The sequence below is a fragment of the Volucribacter amazonae genome (assembly GCF_029783845.1).
Lineage (GTDB): Bacteria > Pseudomonadota > Gammaproteobacteria > Enterobacterales > Pasteurellaceae > Volucribacter > Volucribacter amazonae.
Genome location: NZ_LWID01000001.1, coordinates 1,221,538 through 1,242,776, shown reverse-complemented (window position 1 = coordinate 1,242,776; position 21,239 = coordinate 1,221,538). Strand labels below are relative to the sequence as shown.

Genomic DNA, 21,239 nt, shown 5'->3' with positions numbered 1-21,239 from the left:
CAAGTGGTTTTGTTAATCCTAAGGTTATGCTAACGCTTTTTATCGCATTATGCAAAACCAATTCGCTAAAGCCGTTGATATAATCCATCTTGTTCACTGATTAACCCTTGCAGTTGTAAAGCTAATAATTGGATCAGTAATTCTTCTACCGCTAAATTGAGCTGTTCTGCTAGTTGATCAAGGCTAATGCCCGTATGGGGAATATGGGCGAAAAGTTCGGGATATTCTGGTGATATGGCGGGTTCAGTTTTAGGCGGTGTTTGAAGTGGGGGATTGGTTATTGTTGCTGCCACATAATTTTGTGTATAGTGAGAGAGATTTTCAATAATATCTGCCACATTTTCTACTAGCATTGCTCCTTGTTTAATCAGCTTATGACAACCTTGACTAAATTGGCTTTGGATATGACTGGGGAGGGCAAAAATATCACGATTTTGTTCTAGGGCATATCTTGCGGTAATCAGTGAACCGCTATGTTCATTGGCTTCAATAACTAGTGTGGCTAAGGAAAGACCACTAATAATACGGTTACGGCGAGGAAAATTTTTAGCAACAGGAGGTTGTTGAGGCAGAAATTCCGAAATTAATGCCCCTTGATTAGCAATAATTTGTTGAGCAAGCTGTTGATGTTTCGTTGGATAGATATGGTCTAATCCGCTGCCTAATACCGCAATGGTTTGCCCTTGTTGAGCAATGACCGCTTGGTGAGCAAAACCATCAATGCCTAGGGCTAATCCACTCGTGATAATAAATCCTGACGTACAAAGTTCAGAAGCAAAATATTTCGTCCAATATTCTCCATAACTTGAGCAATGACGACTACCAACAATGGCAATTTGGGGCTGTGGAAGACAAGCTAAATTACCTTTGACAAACAAAATGGGGGGAGCGGAATGAATTTGTCGTAACAAATAAGGATAATCAGCTTGGAGAAGGTGGATAATATGCTGATCAGGTTGCTGTTGTTGCCATTGTAGAGCAGGTTCAATATATTGCATTTTGGGGTGAAACCAGGCTTGAATTTGAGTGGAATGCCACCCTATTTGTTGGAACGCAGTACGATCGTAATTAAGTAGATCAGCTAGCGTTACTTGCTGGAGTAAACGAATAATGGTGGACACATTAAGTTGGGGGATTTGTAGTAAACGTAATAAAACGGCAAGTTCCTGATTTTGCATAATATGATTAACCTTCATTAAGGCTTAAAAGTGTTATTAGCTTAAAAGTGCGGTCAAAATAAGGCGAGAATTTTATGTTATCAGCATTTATTTTTGGAATGGGTATCGCAAAATGATAAAAAAATGATGACTTTTTCAATAAAAAGTACATTTTTTGTTGTGTTTTTGTTTAGAAGTTTATGGCGATAAATAAAGAGATAATAAGCGTTTTATTTTGATAATAAATAAGTTATTAGAATGTATCACTAAAGTTTTCGCTTTTTTATGGTATTAATCTCTAGATAAGTCTATTTTTAAGCATTTGACAATATTTTATATTGCTCTATATTCATTGCTTTAATTGATTTTCATTCTAAGGAGCAAAAAATGGCAAAGTCCACTTCTAAGGTTCGAGAAACCTTTGCAGGGCGTAATGCCTTTATTTTAGCAGCAATAGGTTCTGCGGTTGGTTTAGGCAATATTTGGCGATTTCCCTATGTAGCTTATGAAAATGGCGGCGGGGCATTTATTATTCCCTATATTATTGCCTTATTAACCGCAGGTATCCCCTTATTATTTTTAGATTATGCCATTGGGCATAAATATCAGGCATCAGCCCCTTTAGCTTATCGCCGTTTAAATAAAAAATTTGAAATTTTTGGTTGGTGGCAGGTCTTAATTAATATTGTTATCGGGCTTTATTATGCGGTGATTTTAGGTTGGGCAGCGATGTACACCTATTATTCTTTTAATAGTGCTTGGGGGAATGATCCAGCTAGCTTCTTTTTCCATAATTTCCTCAAAATGTCCAGTGATGTAACGGTAGGCTTTGATTTTGTTGCCACAGTGGCAGGGCCTTTGGTTGGGGTATGGTTAGTCACTTTAGCCATTATGGCATTAGGTGTACAAAAAGGCATTAGCCGAGCCTCTTCTTTCTTTATGCCAATTTTGGTCATAATGTTTTTTGCCTTGGTAGTAAGTGCCTTATTCTTACCGGGGGCGGCAAAAGGACTAGATGCGTTATTTACCCCAGATTGGTCAAAATTATTTGAACCAACAGTATGGGTAGCGGCTTATGGACAAATCTTTTTCTCATTATCTATTTGTTTCGGTATTATGATTACCTATGCCTCTTATTTAAAGCGTAACTCTGATCTAACCGGTTCAGGCTTGGTAGTGGGCTTTGCCAACAGTTCTTTTGAATTGTTAGCGGGAATTGGTGTGTTTGCTGCACTGGGTTTTATGGCATTATCAGCAGGTAAAGAAGTGGGTGAAGTGGCGACTTCAGGTATTGGGCTTGCCTTTATTGCTTTTCCAGCTATTATTGACCAAGCACCTTTTGGGGCAGTGATTGGTGTGCTATTTTTTGGTTCATTAGTGGTTGCTGCGTTGACCTCTTTTATGTCGGTATTAGAAGTAATTATTGCCTCAGTACAGGATAAAATCAAAATGAACCGCATTGGAGCGACGTTCTTAGTCGGCGTGCCTATGATGATCGTTTCTACTTTATTATTTGGGACAACCACAGGTTTGCCAGTGTTAGATGTACTGGATAAATTTGTTAATAACTTTGGTATTGTAGCGGTGGCATTAGTTTCCACTTATGCCTTGTTATTAACAGAATCCTTATCTAAATTAGCAGCACATAGCAATAAAACTTCCTCATTTAAATTAGGCATGGGTTGGCGTGTTTGTGCTGGGGCATTAACCCCAATCGTATTGGTCTATATGTTATTTACCGAAATTAGCAAAGTACTTACCGAGGGGTATGGTGGCTATCCGAGTTGGTTTATTGACACCTTTGGTTGGGGAATGGCGATAGGCTTAGTGGTAATTGCTTATCTATTAACCCGCCTAGCTTGGGAACATGAAGATAAATTTGTGGAGGAAGAAGAATGAGTTTAACCGCAATCATTATGATGAGTATTGCCTTAGTGATTATTTGGGGCGGTTTATTGCTTGCCATTAAACGCTTACCAAAAGAATAAAAACTTTTGCAGAATTGACCGCACTTGGGTTATAAAGTGCGGTCAAATTTTAGAATATTTTTGTTTTATTTAAATACAAAAAAGAGAAAACGTGGATAAGTTTGTTGCAAAAATGTGCATTTAAATAAAAAAAGCAAAAAAATTGCAAAAAGCACTTGCAAGGCGAAATGAAATCACTATAATACGCCCCACACAACGACGCTGTAGTTGACAAGATGAAAAATCAGCGTCGTTTTTCTTTCTGAATAGAAAGTTGTTCTTTAACAAGATAATCAGACAATCTGTGTGGGCACTCGTGTGCTTGAGTTTGAAAATATTGAAAATTTTAGATTTAACACACCAGTGCTGAACAATTTATTTGAAGTCAGTATTGAGTGGAAAGATTAAACTGAAGAGTTTGATCATGGCTCAGATTGAACGCTGGCGGCAGGCTTAACACATGCAAGTCGAACGGTAACGGGAAAGAAACTTGTTTCTTTTGCTGACGAGTGGCGGACGGGTGAGTAAGGCTTGGGAATTTGGCTTATGGAGGGGGATAACCACGGGAAACTGTGGCTAATACCGCGTAAAATCGAGAGATTAAAGTAGTGGGACTTTTTAGCCACTAGCCATAAGATAAGCCCAAGTGAGATTAGCTAGTTGGTGGGGTAAGGGCCTACCAAGGCGACGATCTCTAGCTGGTCTGAGAGGATGACCAGCCACACTGGGACTGAGACACGGCCCAGACTCCTACGGGAGGCAGCAGTGGGGAATATTGCGCAATGGAGGGAACTCTGACGCAGCCATGCCGCGTGAATGAAGAAGGCCTTCGGGTTGTAAAGTTCTTTCGGTGGTGAGGAAGGTTGTTGCTTAAATAGAGTAACAAATTGACGTTAGCCACAGAAGAAGCACCGGCTAACTCCGTGCCAGCAGCCGCGGTAATACGGAGGGTGCGAGCGTTAATCGGAATAACTGGGCGTAAAGGGCACGCAGGCGGTTGCTTAAGTGAGGTGTGAAATCCCTGGGCTTAACCTAGGAATTGCATTTCATACTGGGTGACTAGAGTCCTCTAGGGAGGGGTAGAATTCCACGTGTAGCGGTGAAATGCGTAGAGATGTGGAGGAATACCGAAGGCGAAGGCAGCCCCTTGGGGAGAGACTGACGCTCATGTGCGAAAGCGTGGGGAGCAAACAGGATTAGATACCCTGGTAGTCCACGCTGTAAACGCTGTCGATTTGGGGATTGGGCTTTGAAGCTTGGTGCTCGTAGTTAACGTGATAAATCGACCGCCTGGGGAGTACGGCCGCAAGGTTAAAACTCAAATGAATTGACGGGGGCCCGCACAAGCGGTGGAGCATGTGGTTTAATTCGATGCAACGCGAAGAACCTTACCTACTCTTGACATCCTAAGAAGCCTTTAGAGATAGAGGCGTGCCGTAAGGAGCTTAGAGACAGGTGCTGCATGGCTGTCGTCAGCTCGTGTTGTGAAATGTTGGGTTAAGTCCCGCAACGAGCGCAACCCTTATCCTTTGTTGCCAGCACATGAGGTGGGAACTCAAAGGAGACTGCCAGTGATAAACTGGAGGAAGGTGGGGATGACGTCAAGTCATCATGGCCCTTACGAGTAGGGCTACACACGTGCTACAATGGTGCATACAGAGGGCAGCGAGAGTGCGAGCTTGAGCGAATCTCAGAAAGTGCATCTAAGTCCGGATTGGAGTCTGCAACTCGACTCCATGAAGTCGGAATCGCTAGTAATCGCAAATCAGAATGTTGCGGTGAATACGTTCCCGGGCCTTGTACACACCGCCCGTCACACCATGGGAGCGGGTTGTACCAGAAGTGGATAGCTTAACCGCAAGGAGGGCGTTCACCACGGTATGATTCGTGACTGGGGTGAAGTCGTAACAAGGTAACCGTAGGGGAACCTGCGGTTGGATCACCTCCTTATAAAAGAGCTTGAGTGCACGAGGTGTCCACACAGATTGTTTGATAGATAAGAGATGACTCTGCGGGTCTGTAGCTCAGGTGGTTAGAGCGCACCCCTGATAAGGGTGAGGTCGGTGGTTCAAGTCCACTCAGACCCACCACTTGATAAAAGCAAGTGGCAGAGTGAATAGAGGGTATTTGGGGATATAGCTCAGCTGGGAGAGCGCCTGCCTTGCACGCAGGAGGTCAGCGGTTCGATCCCGCTTATCTCCACCAAATCACTTTATGGCGAAATCCTTATGGGTAAAAGGTGATAAGAAATGACTTTTTACCCATGATGATTGATAAGATTATCTGATGTTCTTTAACAAGTAGGAAACAAGCTGAAAACTGAAGACTTTCAAGAAAAGTCTGAGTAAAGACCTTAATTTATTAAAAAGGGTAAATTAAGGACATTCTTAAGTAGACCTCAAGTGAGAGCACTAGAGGTTGTATAGTTAAGTAATGAAGCGTACAGGGCGGATGCCTTGGCAATCAGAGGCGAAGAAGGACGTGCTAATCTGCGAAAAGCTTGGATGAGTTGATAAGAAGCGTTTAATCCAAGATGTCCGAATGGGGAAACCCAGTAGATGAAGAATCTACTATCATTAACTGAATCCATAGGTTAATGAGGCGAACCGGGAGAACTGAAACATCTAAGTACCCCGAGGAAAAGAAATCAACCGAGATTCCGTAAGTAGCGGCGAGCGAAAGCGGAGTAGCCAGTAAGTGATAGTTTTGTTATCAGTAGAAGGTGTTGGAAAGCACCGCCATAGCGGGTGATAGCCCCGTATACGAAGATAATGGAATGGTACTAGGCTTACGAGAAGTAGTGCGGGACACGAGGAATCCTGTATGAAGATAGGGGGCCCATCCTCTAAGGCTAAATACTCCTGATTGACCGATAGTGAACCAGTACTGTGAAGGAAAGGCGAAAAGAACCCCGGTGAGGGGAGTGAAATAGAACCTGAAACCCTGTACGTACAAGCAGTGGGAGCCTGTTAAGGGTGACTGCGTACCTTTTGTATAATGGGTCAGCGACTTATATTTTGTAGCGAGGTTAACCGCATAGGGAAGCCGAAGGGAAACCGAGTCTTAACTGGGCGAGAAGTTGCAAGGTATAGACCCGAAACCCGGTGATCTAGCCATGGGCAGGTTGAAGGTTGGGTAACACTAACTGGAGGACCGAACCGACTAATGTTGAAAAATTAGCGGATGACTTGTGGCTGGGGGTGAAAGGCCAATCAAACCGGGAGATAGCTGGTTCTCCCCGAAATCTATTTAGGTAGAGCCTTAAGTGAATACCTTCGGGGGTAGAGCACTGTTTCGGCTAGGGGTCCATCCCGGATTACCAACCCGATGCAAACTGCGAATACCGAAGAGTAATGCTTAGGAGACACACGGCGGGTGCTAACGTCCGTCGTGGAGAGGGAAACAACCCAGACCGCCAGCTAAGGTCCCGAAGTCTATATTAAGTGGGAAACGAAGTGGGAAGGCTTAGACAGCTAGGATGTTGGCTTAGAAGCAGCCACCATTTAAAGAAAGCGTAATAGCTCACTAGTCGAGTCGGCCTGCGCGGAAGATGTAACGGGGCTAAAATATAGCACCGAAGCTGCGGCATCAGGCGTATCACTAATAAGTCTAATGAGAGACGATTAACAACGTGTTCGCGTAGCGAACGGGTTGTTCAAGCGTCAACCACGTTGAGTGGTAAAGAGGTAGAAAAATAGACATATTAGTGATACGCCTGTTGGGTAGGGGAGCGTTGTGTAAGCCGTAGAAGGTGTATTGAGAAGTATGCTGGAGGTATCACAAGTGCGAATGCTGACATAAGTAACGATAAAACGGGTGAAAAACCCGTTCGCCGAAAGACCAAGGTTTCCTGTCCAACGTTAATCGGGGCAGGGTGAGTCGGCCCCTAAGGCGAGGCTGAAAAGCGTAGTCGATGGGAAACGGGTTAATATTCCCGTACTTGAATAAACTGCGATGTGGGGACGGAGCAGGTTAGGTTAGCAGTAGATTGGATTGTACTGTTTAAGTTTGTAGGTGGGGTTTTTAGGCAAATCCGGAAACCTGATAACACTGAGAAATGACGACGACGCTCTAAGGAGCGGAAGTAACTGATACCCAACTTCCAGGAAAAGCCACTAAGCTTCAGGTTTATTTAAACCGTACTGAAAACCGACACAGGTGGTTAGGTAGAGAATACTCAGGCGCTTGAGAGAACTCGGGTGAAGGAACTAGGCAAAATAGCACCGTAACTTCGGGAGAAGGTGCGCTGGCGTAGTGTGAAGTTTGCACAAATGGAGCACGAACCAGTCGAAGTGACCCGCTGGCTGCAACTGTTTATTAAAAACACAGCACTCTGCAAACACGTAAGTGGAGGTATAGGGTGTGATGCCTGCCCGGTGCTGGAAGGTTAATTGATGGTGTCATCGCAAGAGAAGCACTTGATCGAAGCCCCAGTAAACGGCGGCCGTAACTATAACGGTCCTAAGGTAGCGAAATTCCTTGTCGGGTAAGTTCCGACCTGCACGAATGGCATAATGATGGCCAGGCTGTCTCCACCCGAGACTCAGTGAAATTGAAATCGCCGTGAAGATGCGGTGTACCCGCGGCTAGACGGAAAGACCCCGTGAACCTTTACTATAGCTTGACACTGAACCTTGAATTTTGATGTGTAGGATAGGTGGGAGACTTTGAAGTGGTAACGCCAGTTATCATGGAGTCGTTGTTGAAATACCACCCTTTAACGTTTGATGTTCTAACGAAGACTGCGGAACGCGGTTTCGGACAGTGTCTGGTGGGTAGTTTGACTGGGGCGGTCTCCTCCCAAAGCGTAACGGAGGAGCACGAAGGTTTGCTAATCACGGTCGGACATCGTGAGGATAGCGCAATGGTAAAAGCAAGCTTAACTGCGAGACGGACAAGTCGAGCAGGTGCGAAAGCAGGTCATAGTGATCCGGTGGTTCTGAATGGAAGGGCCATCGCTCAACGGATAAAAGGTACTCCGGGGATAACAGGCTGATACCGCCCAAGAGTTCATATCGACGGCGGTGTTTGGCACCTCGATGTCGGCTCATCACATCCTGGGGCTGAAGTAGGTCCCAAGGGTATGGCTGTTCGCCATTTAAAGTGGTACGCGAGCTGGGTTTAGAACGTCGTGAGACAGTTCGGTCCCTATCTGCCGTGGGCGTAGGATAATTGAGAGGGGCTGCTCCTAGTACGAGAGGACCGGAGTGGACGCATCACTGGTGTTCCAGTTGTCTCGCCAGAGGCATTGCTGGGTAGCTAAATGCGGAAGAGATAAGTGCTGAAAGCATATAAGCACGAAACTTGCCTTGAGATGAGTTATCCCAATCGAGAGATTGTAAGGGTTGTTTGAGACGAAGACGTAGATAGGCTGGGTGTGTAAGCGTTGTGAGACGTTGAGCTAACCAGTACTAATTGCCCGAGAGGCTTAACTATACAACGCTGTAGTGTTTTTGCGTGGTAGTAAAGGATAAAGAAGAGAGTATCAGACAGTAGAGAATAGAGAGTTAAAGGTAGACAGCTTGTTTTTGAAGTTAGAGAGAAGAATAAAAGATAAAAGAAAAGGCGAAAGATAAGCGAGAAGTCAATCATCGAAAGGATTATCTTGGCGGCGATAGTGCGGTGGTCCCACCTGACCCCATGCCGAACTCAGAAGTGAAACGCCGTGACGCCGATGGTAGTGTGGGGTCTCCCCATGTGAGAGTAGGTCACCGCCAGGTTGTTATTTATGAATAGTGCCCCTGTTGTAAAGCAATGGGGGTTTTTGTTTATTCAGAAAAAATTTTGGGGCTGTACTAGAGATAACTATAGTAAAATCTAATTAAATACGCTACAATATTCACATGGCATACTCAAAAGACTACCGACAAATGATATTAGCCAAACTCAAAGGTGGCGCAAGCTTTCGAGAATTGGCACAAGAGTTTCAGCTCAGTACTAACACCATCCAGAGATGGAAGAAAAACCCTGAACGAAAGAAACGTATTGTTAAACCTTATAAGATTGATAACGAGCTCCTCAAAGCCGATGTTGAAGCTTATCCCGATGATTATCAATGGCAGCGAGCACAGCGTTTAGGTTGTAGCCAAAACGCCATTTGTACGGCTTTAAAAAGGCTCGGAATAACACGTAAAAAAAGACGTTAGCGCATTCTCAAGCAAATACTGAAAAACGAAAGTCTTTTCTTAATGCGCTAAAAGCATTTAAAAAAGCGGGAAGAAAAATCATTTATTTAGATGAGAGCGGCTTTAAAATGCATGACAACAGACCGCATGGGTATGCTCAAAGAGGTAAGCCTTGTCTTAGCCAATCCAACTGGCAACTTAAAAACCAGAGCAATGCCATCGGTGCTGTGCTTAATCAACAGCTGTTTGCTGTGGGGTTGTATGATTGCAGTATTAATAGCGATGTTTTTCATGGTTGGGTCCAGCAGTGATTACTTCCGCAACTTCCTGATAACAGTGTTATTGTGATGGATAATGCTGCTTTTCATAAAGGTTCAGACACAAAAGCATTGATAGAAGCCGCGGGGCATACCATTCTCTGGCTCCCACCTTACAGTCCTGACCTTAATCCAATTGAACGCACTTGGGCTTGGATAAAGCAAAAACGTAAAGAGTGGCGGTTAAATTGCATCGATCGTCTATTCTTTTATTTTATGTGGTTGTGTGGCGATTTTTAATGGGTTTTACTATATGCGTGTGTACCTTGTTCGGGTAACTTAGTAGATATATTAATATCATTCTTATTTTCATTAACTATATAAGTATGGGAAATCTAAATTTTAGAGAAAGGGATATTATGTGAGTACTGTGGGTCTAAATATAAAAATCGGTGTAATGGACAAAAATGTGGGATTTTGTCCATTTTTATTCCAAGTGGACAAAAGTGTGGGATCTCATTATTTTTATATCATTTTATTGACTCTTTTTATTCAAAAAATCCTTTATAAACATAACCTTACGATTTCTACTTAATCCATTATGATTAATTAATTTCCGCTTAAGTTCACTAAATAAACCTTCTAACCGATTTGTTGTTTTTTCAATATTTTAATTCCTCATACTTTTCAAAAGTAAATAAATACTTTTCATCATATTTAATACTCGCTAATGCCCCTCTTAATCCTTTATGTTTATAAGGAAAATAACCTTTTTCATTACATTTCTCTGAGCGTTCATTCAAATAATCTTGATGTTTTAAATACCAATAATGCAAACGACGAAAAAAATCATGTTTTTGGCTTTCTTTTAAGGTTTTCATAATAATTTTTAATTCCTTTCCAGCCTGAGATTGATGTTTTTTTCTTAATTTTCTCATCACCATTGCCACAAGATGAAAATGGCACATTTGAACAGGTGTATTGAATATCTCTTTTAACAGCCCACGACGACCATCACAGGTAATTGATTGAATAATATAGCCTTTTTCTCTTAATTTATTTAAAGCTATTTGATAATAAATAGCCTTTTCTGTTTTTACAATTTGATGATAAATCACTTTTTCTGTCAAGCTATCCATTAACACTAACACACCAAAATCTCGCTTAAAGAAAGTGGTATCCATAATAATATTTAAATGTATTGATAGAGGAAGTTTTAACGCTGTTTTAGGGGCTTCATCAATATCTCTTTGGATTGTTTTAACAGAACATTGATATTTAATGGCAAGCTCTTTATACGTTTGTTTTCCTTGAGAATAATAAAACCAAATTTCGGTGGGATTTAATTTATTTTGAAAGGTAAAAGTTTTATTACAATGATTGCATTTATAGCGTTGAATGGTATTTTTCTTTCCATGTTTGTGGATTGAGTTATTTTGACAATATGGACAATTTTTTATTCATTTTCAAAAAAGTAGGTTAAAGCCTTGCAGCATAAGGTCTTAACCCACTTTTTTCCCACATTTTTGTCCATTACACCTAAAAATCGTAGAGGAATGAATCAAAAAAAAGAATATATTTCCTCCTTTAAGGGATAAGCAATGTGATTGTGCGGTTATCAGTGCTCATATGCCCATAAGGGCATATGAACTAATAGGGCTCTTATAGGATAACCTAAAAAACGCACGTTTTACGTGCGGATTTTTATTTATACGTTATCAATTTTACCCAATAATGAACGCAAACGTTCTTGCCAGTTTGAATGTTCATTTTTTAGGCTTTCATTTTCACGACGTAAGTTATCATTAGTTTGTTGCGTTTCATTTTTCTCTTGTTCTAACGCCTGAATTTTTTCATTTTTTTCTTCAATTTCTAATTGAAGTAATTGGATTGTTTCAACAGCTTGTTTAATTTTTTCTTCTAGTTGATCTAAAATTTCTAAAGACATGACAATTTCCTTTGTTAATAACCTGAAAAATTAATGACTTATTCTACCGCACTTTAGTCATGGAATTAAAGGATAAAATAAAAATTTTACTTTTCCTGATTATCAGGATTACGCAAACGTTTGCTAAATGTTAGAATAGCCAGCAAATCATCATCAAATATAAGGATTAGACTATGAATAGAGCATTAGCCATTGAATTTTCACGGGTTACCGAAGCGGCTGCCCTTGCTAGTTTTGCTTGGTTAGGGAGAGGCGATAAAAATGCAGCGGATAATGCTGCGGTTAGTGCGATGCGATTAATGTTAAATCTTATTGATATGCAAGGCACTGTGGTTATTGGCGAGGGCGAAATTGATCAAGCCCCAATGCTTTATATTGGCGAAACCTTGGGAACAGGAAAAGGCGAAGAAGTGGCGATTGCAGTGGATCCCATTGATGGCACGAGAATGACCGCAATGGGACAAGCTAATGCTTTATCGGTTTTAGCTGCTGGAGGAAAAGAAACCTTTTTATCTGTGCCTGATATGTATATGGAAAAATTGGTTGTCGGTCCACAAGCTAAGGGAATGATTGATTTAAACCTAAGCTTGGAGCAAAATTTACGCCGCGTTGCCTCTAAAATGGGGAAATTACTTTCTCAACTCAATGTGATGGTACTTGCTAAACCTCGCCACGAACAAGTAATAGCCCAAATGCATGCTTTAGGGGTACGGGTTTTTGCTATTCCTGATGGCGATATTGCAGGCTCTGTATTATGTTGTTTGCCAGAGGGCAATGTAGATTTATTATATGGCATTGGCGGTGCTCCTGAGGGTATCGTTGCTGCTGCCGCAGTGCGTGCATTAGGGGGTGAAATGCAGGCAAGACTGATACCTCGCAATCAGGTTAAAGGGGAAAGTAGTGAAAATCAGCAAATTGCACAACAAGAAATTGCTCGTTGTCAGCAAGCAGGGGTAGAAGTCAATCAGGTGCTAAAATTAGAACAGCTTGTGCGTGATGACAACCTTGTTTTTGCCGCAACAGGGATTACCAATGGCGATTTATTAAAAGGTATTCAACGCAAAGGCAATTTAGCTAGCACAGAAACCTTAGTCATTCGGGGGCGTTCTCGTACAATCCGCCGTATCCAATCTACCCATTATCTTGATCGTAAAGATGGCGCATTATATCGTTTGATTAATGTATAGAAAAATTTTTTAAAACAGACCGCACTTGGGAGAAATACTGATAATATCAATCATTTGAGCTTCTAGCAGAATATTAATATTGCTCAACTTATTTCTATTTTTCAACAGAATAAGGTTGAGCAATTTTATGTTTTAGTTATTTGGCTAGAAAGTACGTTATTAATGTTGATTTCTTAACTTTAATAATAAGAATGCTCACCACGTTGATGCTCTGTAACATCTTTTGCCCCTGTGAGCTCATCAGGGAATAGGCTAACTAATTGTTTTTCTACCCCATCTTTTAAGGTTACATCTACCATTGAGCAACCGTTACAACCGCCGCCAAATTGTAAAATCGCTACGCCATCATTGGTAATCTCAATTAGGGTTATATGCCCGCCATGGCTTGCTAATTGTGGATTTATTTGGGTTTGAATAACATATTCAACACGTTCAATTAATGGCGCATCGTCTGCCACTTTACGCATTTTAGCGTTAGGGGCTTTTAAGGTAAGTTGTGTGCCTAATTCTTCCGTAACATAGTCAATTTCCGCCTCTTCTAAAAATGGCAAACTTACTTCATCAACAAATGCTGAAAAACCGTTATATTTCATTTCGGTATCAGTATCTTCAATGGCGTCAGCAGGGCAATAAGAGACGCCACATTCGGCATGCGGTGTACCTGGATTGACCACAAAAATACGAATATTTGTCCCTTCTGCTTGTTGTTCCAATAATTTTCTAAAATGCCCTTGTGCGGCATCTGAAATCATAATTTGCATAATCACGTCCTAATTTCATTATAAATAGCAATAATAGTTGACTTGTTCACTCAACTAATAATACGCCTAGCAAGACATTTTTTCTAGTAATATCTTGATTATAGTTGTCCCATGTTAAAATAATACGGCGTTGGCACGCCTTGTGTTATTTTATAGTCGTTTCAATTTAAAATGAGACAAGGCGGAACGCCGAAGACAGTACAAGTAGTACGGCGAGGCGTACCAACGCTGTATCATTTTAAAGTGGGACGACTACAAATTGAAACCACTAATATCATCGGCTAATTTGTTTATTTTACACTGCTATATAACAAAAGCTAGGTTTTGCATAACCCCCAAACTTGAATATGTTTAATTCCTGCGGCACGCAATAGGGCGATAATGGCATTAAGCGTTGCCCCAGTGGTAATCACATCGTCAACTAATGCCACTGATTGGTAATGCTCAGCTTGAAAGCTCGGCATTAATTGAAAGGCATTTTTCATATTTTGTTGTCTTGCTAAGGCATTTAGCCCACGTTGGCTTGAGGTATATTTTCGCCGTTTGAGCCAGCGATTTGAATAAGGAATTTGCAAATGTTTAGCCAATAAACGCCCTAACAGATCCGCTTGATTATAACCTCGCCACCATTGCCGCCAATGATGCAATGGAACAGGCATAATTAAATCAGGTAAAATTAATCCATGGGTGCGTCTAGCTTGCCAAATGGCTAACAATAATAATCTTGCTAAGGTTCTGTCTAGCCAAAACTTACCTCTAAATTTAAATTGATGAATATATTGTGCTAATGAGGATTGATAGTTTCCCACCACTACTAAATGATCCCAGCTAAAGTCTAATGTTAGGCAATGACCACAAAAATGGCTATTTTCCACTAAACTATGCCCACAACCGCTACAATATGCCGTATAAACAATAGATTTGTAGCAGCGACTACAAATGCCATGATGCCCAATATGTAATAAACGTTGACATTGAAGACAACGAAAGCCCCAAATATTCATAAAAAATTTTGCTAAAAATTACCGCGCTTTTGTCATTATAATCCCATCGTAAATCCTGTCTATAAAGGGATTAAATCTTTGCGATCTTGATCGAAAAGATAACAAATTTCGCCTATAATAATAGGGAAAATATGTTCTTTTTAAAAAAGAACTTAGCTTAATAAGGAAAGAAAATGAACATAAAACATTATCGTGATCAAATAAAAATCGTATTTTTTGATATTGATGACACCCTCTATTTAAAACATCAGGATCACTTACCAGACAGTATTCAACCTGCTATTCAACAATTAAAAGCCAATGGTATTATTCCTGCCATTGCCACAGGAAGAACCTATTGTGCCTTTCCACCAGTGTTGCAACGATTAATTTCTGAGGAAAATATTGAGGCTTTGGTAACCATGAATGGACAATATGTGAGTTATCAACATAAAACCGTCAAAAAATATCCTCTAGCAAAAGCAGATCTCTTGCGTTTAACCCAGTTTTTTCAGCAACAACAAATAGAATATGCTTTTATTACGCAACAAGAAATTTTGGTTTCTAATATTAATCCCCCGCTAGAAAATGCCCTTAATCCGATTACTAAAAATTATCGTTTAAATGAAGATCCTGATTATTTATTGCATAATGATATTTTTCAGTTGCTCGCCTTTTATCCGCAACAACAGGATCAACTCATTGCCGATAGTCATATTTTGCAAAATGTTAAAACCGTACGTTGGCACGAGGATTCTGTGGATATTTTTGATGCCAAGGGTTCAAAAGCCAGAGGAATTCGTGCTATGTTAGAGCATTTAGGGCTTGATATGCAACAAGCTATGGCATTTGGTGATGGGTTAAATGATATAGAAATGCTACAAGAAGTGGGTGTTGGCATTGCGATGGGCAATGCCCATGAACAATTAAAACAACAAGCCGATTATGTTACGGATACTGTCGCTGAACATGGTATTGCCAATTTTCTCAGTAAAGCGGGGTTGATTTAGTATAGTAAAATAATACCCTGTTGGCACGCCTCGCTATACTCTTTTAACTGGCTTCGGCGTGCCGTCTTGTCTTTTTTCTAACAGGTCTGTTGTCGCCAAGCCAGCACTTTGATACGCAATAAATCATAACCCCAGTTAAAGAAAAAAGCGTAAAGCATAATTAATAAGGTTAAACCAATATCCGCCAGCAAGGCTTGTAGCCAAGTAAGTTGTAGAAAATAAGCGATCACCGGAATGGTAAATAATAACAACCCAGCTTCAAAACTTAACGAATGGAAAATTCTGAGTTTTACCGAGCGGTTCTCTCGTTCGCCTGTTGCCCATTGATCAAAAAAGTAGTTAAACACAAAATTCCAAAGCATAGCAATGCTTGCCATTAAAACACCTACACCAAGGGCTTTATTAAGATGAGTATTGCTCAATAGTAGGACGGCTATTGCTGATACGGTTATCGCACCGACTTCAAATAATATTGCGTGAAATAAACGTTCTTTGAATTGCATAATATTTTCTCCATGAGTGTTTAAAGACGGCTATTATCCATTGTCTTTTCAGATAAATAAAATTATCATCTATCATATTTTGTGATAGATGGGGAGTGATAATGTATAGCTTAGAACAATTAAAAATCTTTGTGATAGCAAGTGAAAAAGGCTCGTTAGCGGAAACCGCAAGAGCATTAGGACGGGCACAGTCAGGGGTAAGTCAAGCAATGGCGAATTTAGAGGTGGACTTAAATCAAACGTTATTTATTCGGTCAAAAAGCGGGCTGACGCTGACGTCGGCGGGCAAAAGTTTATTGCCTTTGGCTCGCCAATTATTACGCCAAGCTGATTTTTTTGATCAACAGTTATTGGCGTTGCAACGCAATGAAGAGGCGGAAATCAGTTTAGCGATAGATGAAAGTTTATGGAGCGAGGGGCTTTTACAGGCATTTACCCCATTGCAACAACAGTTTCGCCAAACACGTTTTCACCTGATTACCGCTTCAACCTTTGACATTGAGCAAATGGTGGCAGAGGGTAAGGTACAATTAGGGGTCATTTATCAAGATTTTGATATGGCAAAATTTGTGGAATTTGATTTCCATTTTTTAGGCAATTATCGGTTTATTACGGTTGCCTCGCCACAGCATCCGCTCGCCCAGTTAGCGGAAGTATCACCTCAAGATTTGATGAATTATGTGCATTTAACCCATCGTAGTTTAAACGGGCAAGAGCTATGGTTTGCAGGCAGCGATAGTGAACATTGTTGGTACGCCAATGATCGGCTTACCATTTATCAATGGGCATTACAAGGCATTGGCTGGGCGGATTTGCCTGAGCAAATGGTGCAAGCGGATCTCACGAATGGACGTTTAATTCGTTTACCTTTAGCCGTAGAGCCTGAGGGCAATCAAGTGGGGGTTGTATGCTTACGTTCACGCAGTCATTCGCATGGTGCAGTGTCCGAATGGTTATTGGCAATGTTTAAACAGTTTTTTGCTCAAATTAAGGGCTAAAAGTGCGGTGGGTTTTGATGATATTTTTGCGTTACCCTTTGACGACAATTTTGAAGGAGAAAGAATGAAACAATATTGGCAACCTATTGCGATAACAGAGCAAGATCTTGAAAAGGTTTATCAGCTTTGTTTAAGCAATCCAAATTATTATCAAGCAATGAAAGAGTCTTTAACACTTGATAAAATTCGCCATAATTTGACCGCACTTCCGCCACAAGCCAAAGCGGAAGATAAATTTTATTGGGGATATTGGCATAATCAAACCTTAATTGCGGTTTTGGAGGGCGTTTTTCATTACCCCACAGAGGATTGTGTGCTTATCGGCTTTTTTATGGTGGATCAATCTTGGCAAAGACAAGGGATTGGAGCAAGCATTATTCAGCAGTTCCTAAATCAATTAGATAAAAGCGGAATTTCCCAAGCCATTTTAAGTTACCCCTCAGACAGTGAAAGCAGCCGCCGTTTTTGGCTAAATTGCGGTTTTACCCCAACCGGCGAACGTGATGAGTATGAGGATTTGACTTTGGTGGTGATGGCGTGGGGGGAATTTAAGAAAATATAAGGATAATGATGGGTAATTTTAGGGTATTATTTGAATTGAGTAAAAATATCAAAATAGCAAACAACTTTTACTAAACACCTAGAATGCAACACAATATGTTCTATATTGATTAGAAATAAAAATTCAACGACTGGTAGGCGAGAATAATATATTAAAAATACCAATAAAGAAATCAAAGAGTCCCCATTGTACAGTAGTGATTGTAAACATCAAGAAGAAAAAATTGTACTGATAGAAAAATAATGGAAGTTAGAAAGTAAACATAATAAACATGATAGGAATGATTTGCTAATAAGATGAAATTGATGTAGTGTGTTAAGCATTAGAAATCGGATTACAAGTGGATGCAAAACGAATTGTTTTTGATTGAATGGAGAATAATTTAATGATACAAAATAAAGATCATATTGGCTCTCGTTGGTGGAAATTTGATTTTCATACTCATACCCCTGCTTCCTTGGATTATCGTGGAGATAAAAACACCACGCCAAGAGAATATTTACAAGGCTATCTTAATGAAGGAATTAACTGTATTGTTATTACTGACCATAATTCGGGAGTTTGGATTGATAAATTAAAAGACGAATTAAATTCTTTGAAAAGTCAAGATAATAAATGGGAGGATATGTTTATATTTCCAGGTGTAGAGCTTTCATGTAATGGTGGTGTACATTTGTTAGCAATTTTTGATCCCAGTAAAAATTCTTCAGATATTGATAAAATTCTAGGAGCTGTTGGTTATCAGGGTAAACATGGTGATAGTGATAAGGTTACGACAGAAAGTATTTTAAACATTATTCATATTATACAAGAGCACGGGGGGATTACTTGTGCTGCGCATGTAGATCAACCCAAAGGTCTTCTTGTATCAATAAATGACCATAATACATTACAACCTATTTTTGCCACACTGGATGCTATTGAGGTTATTGATCCTAAACATGAACTTATTCAAAAATATGAAGATTCATTGAAAGACTTTGCTTCTGTGCTAGGTTCTGATAGCCATCAATCAAGTGATATTGGAAGGGGTTATACATGGATTAAGATGTCTAACCCTTCTATCGAGGGGTTAAAGTTGGCTTTGCTTGACCCTGAATTAGCTGTTCGTCGTAGTGATGATAGTCCTAATTATCCGCAACGATTGGATCACTTAAAAATTAAAAAGATTACCATTGAAAAACTACGTTTACGGCAAAAAAATCCACTTATGATTAATTTTAACCCTGGTTATAATGCTTTAATTGGTGGGCGTGGGAGTGGTAAATCTACAGTATTAGAGTGTTTGCGTTTAGGGCTAGCTAGGGAAAATGAATTACTATCAGGAGAAATTGATAGTGCATTAAAATCCTCTTTTGAAAATTTTAGAAAAGAAAAAACTACTCGTGATTCTCCAGGAATGATACTTAATGATACAAAAATTACCATTGAGCTATCAAAAGGTTATGCTGCATTAGAAGATAAATTTCAATATTGTTGGGAAAAAGGAGAGAATAATACATTCTCAGTGTTAGTAAAGCAATGGCGTAATGATGAGTGGCAGGAAATACAACTAACAGAAAAACAAGCAAGAAATAATTTTCCTGTAAAAATCTTTAGTCAAAAACAGATTATTTCTTTGGCAGATCATCCTCAATGTTTAATTAAATATATTGATGATATGTTAGGAGAGGATAAAAAAAATTGGGAAAATAATTTTAAAATTAAATGTGAGGCTTTATTAGAATCAAGAAAAAAAGTTGTTAGGCTAGAAAAACAAGTTTCCGAAAAACCTATTATAGAATTGCAATATAATGAGGCATTACACAAGACTAGTGTTTTCAAAACTAGAGACTTTGGTAATGTTGGTAATGTTCTTAAGGAATATAAGGAATATGAAAAAGCATTAAAGCAAAAGCAGACTGTTTCTAAATTATTTGATGATCTGAGCGAATATATTCAAAAATTACAAAGTCATTCAGGTGAATCTACTGAGATAAAACAGTTTAACGCTGCAGAGTTTAGTATTGCAGCAGAGTTTGAGGAAACTGTCAATCAGCAAATAAATACTTTATTTGGTCAATTGGCTATTAAACATGAACAAATTGTAAGTATAATTAATGAAATGCATAATAGTGTATTAGTTGCTAAAAAAACTATTGAACTTAGTGATTGGTACAAAGAAAATGAACAGCATATTGATAGTTATCAAAGTTTAGAAGGAATCAATAATGCTGAAGATGTCTCTAATGCATTAATCCTTGAAAAAAAATTAAAAAATCGTTTAGAAGAAATTAAAAAGATTAGTACTGAGCTTGAACAAGCAAAAAATGATGTTGTTCAAGCACAAATAGCGTTAACTCAAGAACGTTTAAAATTAACAGAATTACGACAGAAGTTTCTAGATAAAGTTTTGGAAAGTGTTCCAACTCTAAAAATTACTCTTCATTCAATGTGTGATGTTGAAGATGGAGAGGTCAGGCTGCGAGAAATTCTGCGTATAGAAAAAGAGAAAACATTTGTTAAAGAAATCTATGGAGAAACAGATGATATCCCACCTAAATTATGTGGCATACTTTGGGATCTAATTGATCCTGATATAGATTTATCTAGGGCTGATCGTATTCAAAAGATAAAAAATTCACTTGAAAATATGAGCGATCAAGTGCTAAATACAAAATTACATGGAAGGTTTGTAAAAAAACTAAAGGATATGAATTCAGATGTTGCCACCACAGTTTTTGATGAATTGTCTGTATGGTATCCAGAAGACTTAGTTGATATTCAATATAAGAGAGAAAATTCAAATTCATTTCAAAGTCTTAAACAAGCATCTGCGGGCCAGAAAACAGCTGCAATTTTATCTTTTTTATTGGCTCATGGTGATGATCCTCTGTTAATGGATCAGCCAGAAGATGATTTAGATAATGCATTAGTGTCTCACTTGGTGGTATCACAGCTGAGGAATAATAAGAATAAAAGACAGCTTATTGTTATTACTCATAATGCCAATATTGTTGTAAACGGTGATGCTGATTTGATAATTCCAATGGAATTTGCAGGTGGTCAAATAGTTAATAATATTTCAGGTGGATTACAGGAAAAATCTATAAGGAAAAAAATTTGTGAAATTATGGAAGGGGGAGAAAAAGCGTTTGCACAACGTTATAAACGAATCTTGAAAGATATAAATAGGTAGTTATTTTGATTAATAAAATGAAAGTTTATATACAAATAAAGGAGCACTTTAGTCAAGTACCAAGTATTCGTGCTATGCGAATATTTAGTATGTTTAGCGAAATAGGATTTATATTAATAAACAGGGAAAAGTTTTGTTATTTAATAAATATTCTGGGATAATGAAAGATATTTCAATTGAAAGTTTAATAATAGGTTTTCTGAATTTGCTAAAAATTTTTCAATACAAGAGTATGGCTTAAGGTCAGAAATCCTTTAAGATTGAAGGGATTGTTGGCAATATGGCCCTATTGGCAGTGCATCATAAAAATATTAATGATCAATCAATGCAAGAATTAAAAAAGAGATTATTGCCTTACTCTTCTTATCTTGGGGCAAGGCACAATGTAGCTTGTTACCCAATCAATAAATAGTGAGTGATATATTAATAAAGCAACAGTATAATGCTTATTTCCAAAGGAATATTTAAAAGAGAACAAAAAACTAATGCGATTGGACAAGATTTTACCTATATGAACCACTTAGAACTAGTTTGGATAGAATGTACCTTTAATTATCAAAAATTAGGCAGAAGAGCAAGGTTATGATAGCTTTATTTATGAAA

Annotated in this window: 14 protein-coding genes, 2 tRNA genes, 3 rRNA genes and 1 pseudogene; 14 read left to right on the top strand and 6 right to left on the bottom strand. The window is 39.3% G+C overall.

Features of this window, described 5'->3' with window-relative positions:
• Positions 1 to 65: 65 nt before the first annotated feature.
• On the bottom strand, positions 66 to 1,178 hold the full coding sequence (dprA, locus tag A6A20_RS06070; RefSeq protein WP_279572601.1) for a DNA-processing protein DprA: 1,113 nt from the start codon (positions 1,176 to 1,178) through the stop codon (positions 66 to 68).
• A 366-nt stretch (positions 1,179 to 1,544) separates the two neighbouring features.
• Here dprA and A6A20_RS06065 point away from each other — a divergent pair, with 366 nt between their 5' ends.
• From A6A20_RS06065 to A6A20_RS12695, 9 genes and pseudogenes are all read left to right on the top strand, one after another.
• Entirely contained in the window at positions 1,545 to 3,056 is a 1,512-nt protein-coding gene (locus tag A6A20_RS06065; protein WP_279572600.1) for a sodium-dependent transporter, read from the top strand.
• Entirely contained in the window at positions 3,053 to 3,145 is a 93-nt protein-coding gene (locus tag A6A20_RS06060; protein WP_132690812.1) for a methionine/alanine import family NSS transporter small subunit, read from the top strand. Before A6A20_RS06065 ends, A6A20_RS06060 begins: the two co-directional genes overlap by 4 nt.
• A 385-nt stretch (positions 3,146 to 3,530) precedes the next feature.
• A 16S ribosomal RNA gene (locus A6A20_RS06055) occupies positions 3,531 to 5,074 on the top strand.
• Positions 5,075 to 5,137: 63 nt separating this feature from the next.
• Positions 5,138 to 5,214: transfer RNA gene (locus A6A20_RS06050), tRNA-Ile, on the top strand.
• Positions 5,215 to 5,253: 39 nt separating this feature from the next.
• Positions 5,254 to 5,329 (top strand) — tRNA-Ala (locus A6A20_RS06045).
• Positions 5,330 to 5,548: 219 nt separating this feature from the next.
• Positions 5,549 to 8,560, top strand: a 23S ribosomal RNA gene (locus A6A20_RS06040).
• A 168-nt stretch (positions 8,561 to 8,728) separates the two neighbouring features.
• A 5S ribosomal RNA gene (gene rrf / locus A6A20_RS06035) occupies positions 8,729 to 8,844 on the top strand.
• The 16S, 23S and 5S rRNA genes sit together here with 2 tRNA genes alongside, the layout of an rRNA operon.
• A gap of 123 nt (positions 8,845 to 8,967) precedes the next feature.
• Positions 8,968 to 9,270, top strand: a complete 303-nt coding sequence (locus tag A6A20_RS06030; RefSeq protein WP_279571743.1) for an IS630 transposase-related protein — start codon at positions 8,968 to 8,970, stop codon at positions 9,268 to 9,270.
• Positions 9,271 to 9,347: 77 nt separating this feature from the next.
• Positions 9,348 to 9,806, top strand: a pseudogene (locus A6A20_RS12695) (IS630 family transposase).
• Positions 9,807 to 10,168: 362 nt separating this feature from the next.
• Here A6A20_RS12695 and A6A20_RS06015 read toward each other — a convergent pair.
• Both A6A20_RS06015 and zapB read right to left on the bottom strand, forming a co-directional pair.
• Positions 10,169 to 10,933, bottom strand: a complete 765-nt coding sequence (locus tag A6A20_RS06015; protein ID WP_424585442.1) for an IS256 family transposase, variant Zn-binding type — start codon at positions 10,931 to 10,933, stop codon at positions 10,169 to 10,171.
• Between the two features lie 281 nt (positions 10,934 to 11,214).
• Positions 11,215 to 11,454 (bottom strand): cell division protein ZapB, encoded by a 240-nt coding sequence (zapB, locus tag A6A20_RS06010; protein ID WP_279572598.1) that lies wholly within the window; start codon positions 11,452 to 11,454, stop codon positions 11,215 to 11,217.
• Positions 11,455 to 11,627: 173 nt separating this feature from the next.
• Here zapB and glpX point away from each other — a divergent pair, with 173 nt between their 5' ends.
• Entirely contained in the window at positions 11,628 to 12,641 is a 1,014-nt protein-coding gene (gene glpX / locus A6A20_RS06005) for a class II fructose-bisphosphatase (RefSeq protein ID WP_279572597.1), read from the top strand.
• A 179-nt stretch (positions 12,642 to 12,820) separates the two neighbouring features.
• Here glpX and nfuA read toward each other — a convergent pair whose 3' ends face one another.
• Positions 12,821 to 13,402 (bottom strand): Fe-S biogenesis protein NfuA, encoded by a 582-nt coding sequence (nfuA, locus tag A6A20_RS06000; protein WP_279572596.1) that lies wholly within the window; start codon positions 13,400 to 13,402, stop codon positions 12,821 to 12,823.
• Between the two features lie 317 nt (positions 13,403 to 13,719).
• A complete protein-coding gene (locus A6A20_RS05995; protein ID WP_279572595.1) occupies positions 13,720 to 14,406 on the bottom strand; it encodes an amidophosphoribosyltransferase in 687 nt (228 codons plus the stop codon).
• Between the two features lie 173 nt (positions 14,407 to 14,579).
• On the opposite strand from A6A20_RS05995, the gene A6A20_RS05990 reads away from it, so the two are divergent.
• On the top strand, positions 14,580 to 15,395 hold the full coding sequence (locus tag A6A20_RS05990; protein ID WP_279572594.1) for a Cof-type HAD-IIB family hydrolase: 816 nt from the start codon (positions 14,580 to 14,582) through the stop codon (positions 15,393 to 15,395).
• 77 nt (positions 15,396 to 15,472) lie between these two features.
• Here the strand turns inward: A6A20_RS05990 and A6A20_RS05985 are convergent, their stop codons facing one another.
• Complete coding sequence (locus tag A6A20_RS05985; RefSeq protein ID WP_279572593.1) at positions 15,473 to 15,898, bottom strand: PACE efflux transporter; 426 nt, start codon at positions 15,896 to 15,898, stop codon at positions 15,473 to 15,475.
• Between the two features lie 101 nt (positions 15,899 to 15,999).
• Between A6A20_RS05985 and A6A20_RS05980 the strand changes: the two genes are divergently transcribed.
• The 3 genes from A6A20_RS05980 (at position 16,000) to A6A20_RS05970 (ending at position 20,636) form a co-directional block, all read left to right on the top strand.
• On the top strand, positions 16,000 to 16,896 hold the full coding sequence (locus A6A20_RS05980) for a LysR family transcriptional regulator (protein ID WP_279572592.1): 897 nt from the start codon (positions 16,000 to 16,002) through the stop codon (positions 16,894 to 16,896).
• A 64-nt stretch (positions 16,897 to 16,960) separates the two neighbouring features.
• On the top strand, positions 16,961 to 17,458 hold the full coding sequence (locus tag A6A20_RS05975) for a GNAT family N-acetyltransferase (protein WP_279572591.1): 498 nt from the start codon (positions 16,961 to 16,963) through the stop codon (positions 17,456 to 17,458).
• A gap of 385 nt (positions 17,459 to 17,843) precedes the next feature.
• Positions 17,844 to 20,636, top strand: coding sequence for a TrlF family AAA-like ATPase (locus tag A6A20_RS05970; protein WP_279572590.1), 2,793 nt, complete (start codon positions 17,844 to 17,846; stop codon positions 20,634 to 20,636).
• The last annotated feature ends 603 nt before the right edge of the window (positions 20,637 to 21,239 follow it).

Excerpts from the sequence above, each read along its gene's own strand:
- A6A20_RS05970 (WP_279572590.1), top strand. The coding sequence starts at position 17,844 with ATGATACAAAATAAAGATCATATTGGCTCTCGTTGGTGGAAATTTGAT.
- nfuA (WP_279572596.1), bottom strand. The coding sequence starts at position 13,402 with ATGCAAATTATGATTTCAGATGCCGCACAAGGGCATTTTAGAAAATTA.
- zapB (WP_279572598.1), bottom strand. The coding sequence starts at position 11,454 with ATGTCTTTAGAAATTTTAGATCAACTAGAAGAAAAAATTAAACAAGCT.
- A6A20_RS06065 (WP_279572600.1), top strand. The coding sequence starts at position 1,545 with ATGGCAAAGTCCACTTCTAAGGTTCGAGAAACCTTTGCAGGGCGTAAT.
- dprA (WP_279572601.1), bottom strand. The coding sequence starts at position 1,178 with ATGCAAAATCAGGAACTTGCCGTTTTATTACGTTTACTACAAATCCCC.
- glpX (WP_279572597.1), top strand. The coding sequence starts at position 11,628 with ATGAATAGAGCATTAGCCATTGAATTTTCACGGGTTACCGAAGCGGCT.
- A6A20_RS05975 (WP_279572591.1), top strand. The coding sequence starts at position 16,961 with ATGAAACAATATTGGCAACCTATTGCGATAACAGAGCAAGATCTTGAA.
- A6A20_RS05980 (WP_279572592.1), top strand. The coding sequence starts at position 16,000 with ATGTATAGCTTAGAACAATTAAAAATCTTTGTGATAGCAAGTGAAAAA.
- A6A20_RS06060 (WP_132690812.1), top strand. The coding sequence starts at position 3,053 with ATGAGTTTAACCGCAATCATTATGATGAGTATTGCCTTAGTGATTATT.
- A6A20_RS05995 (WP_279572595.1), bottom strand. The coding sequence starts at position 14,406 with ATGAATATTTGGGGCTTTCGTTGTCTTCAATGTCAACGTTTATTACAT.
- A6A20_RS06030 (WP_279571743.1), top strand. The coding sequence starts at position 8,968 with ATGGCATACTCAAAAGACTACCGACAAATGATATTAGCCAAACTCAAA.
- A6A20_RS05985 (WP_279572593.1), bottom strand. The coding sequence starts at position 15,898 with ATGCAATTCAAAGAACGTTTATTTCACGCAATATTATTTGAAGTCGGT.
- A6A20_RS05990 (WP_279572594.1), top strand. The coding sequence starts at position 14,580 with ATGAACATAAAACATTATCGTGATCAAATAAAAATCGTATTTTTTGAT.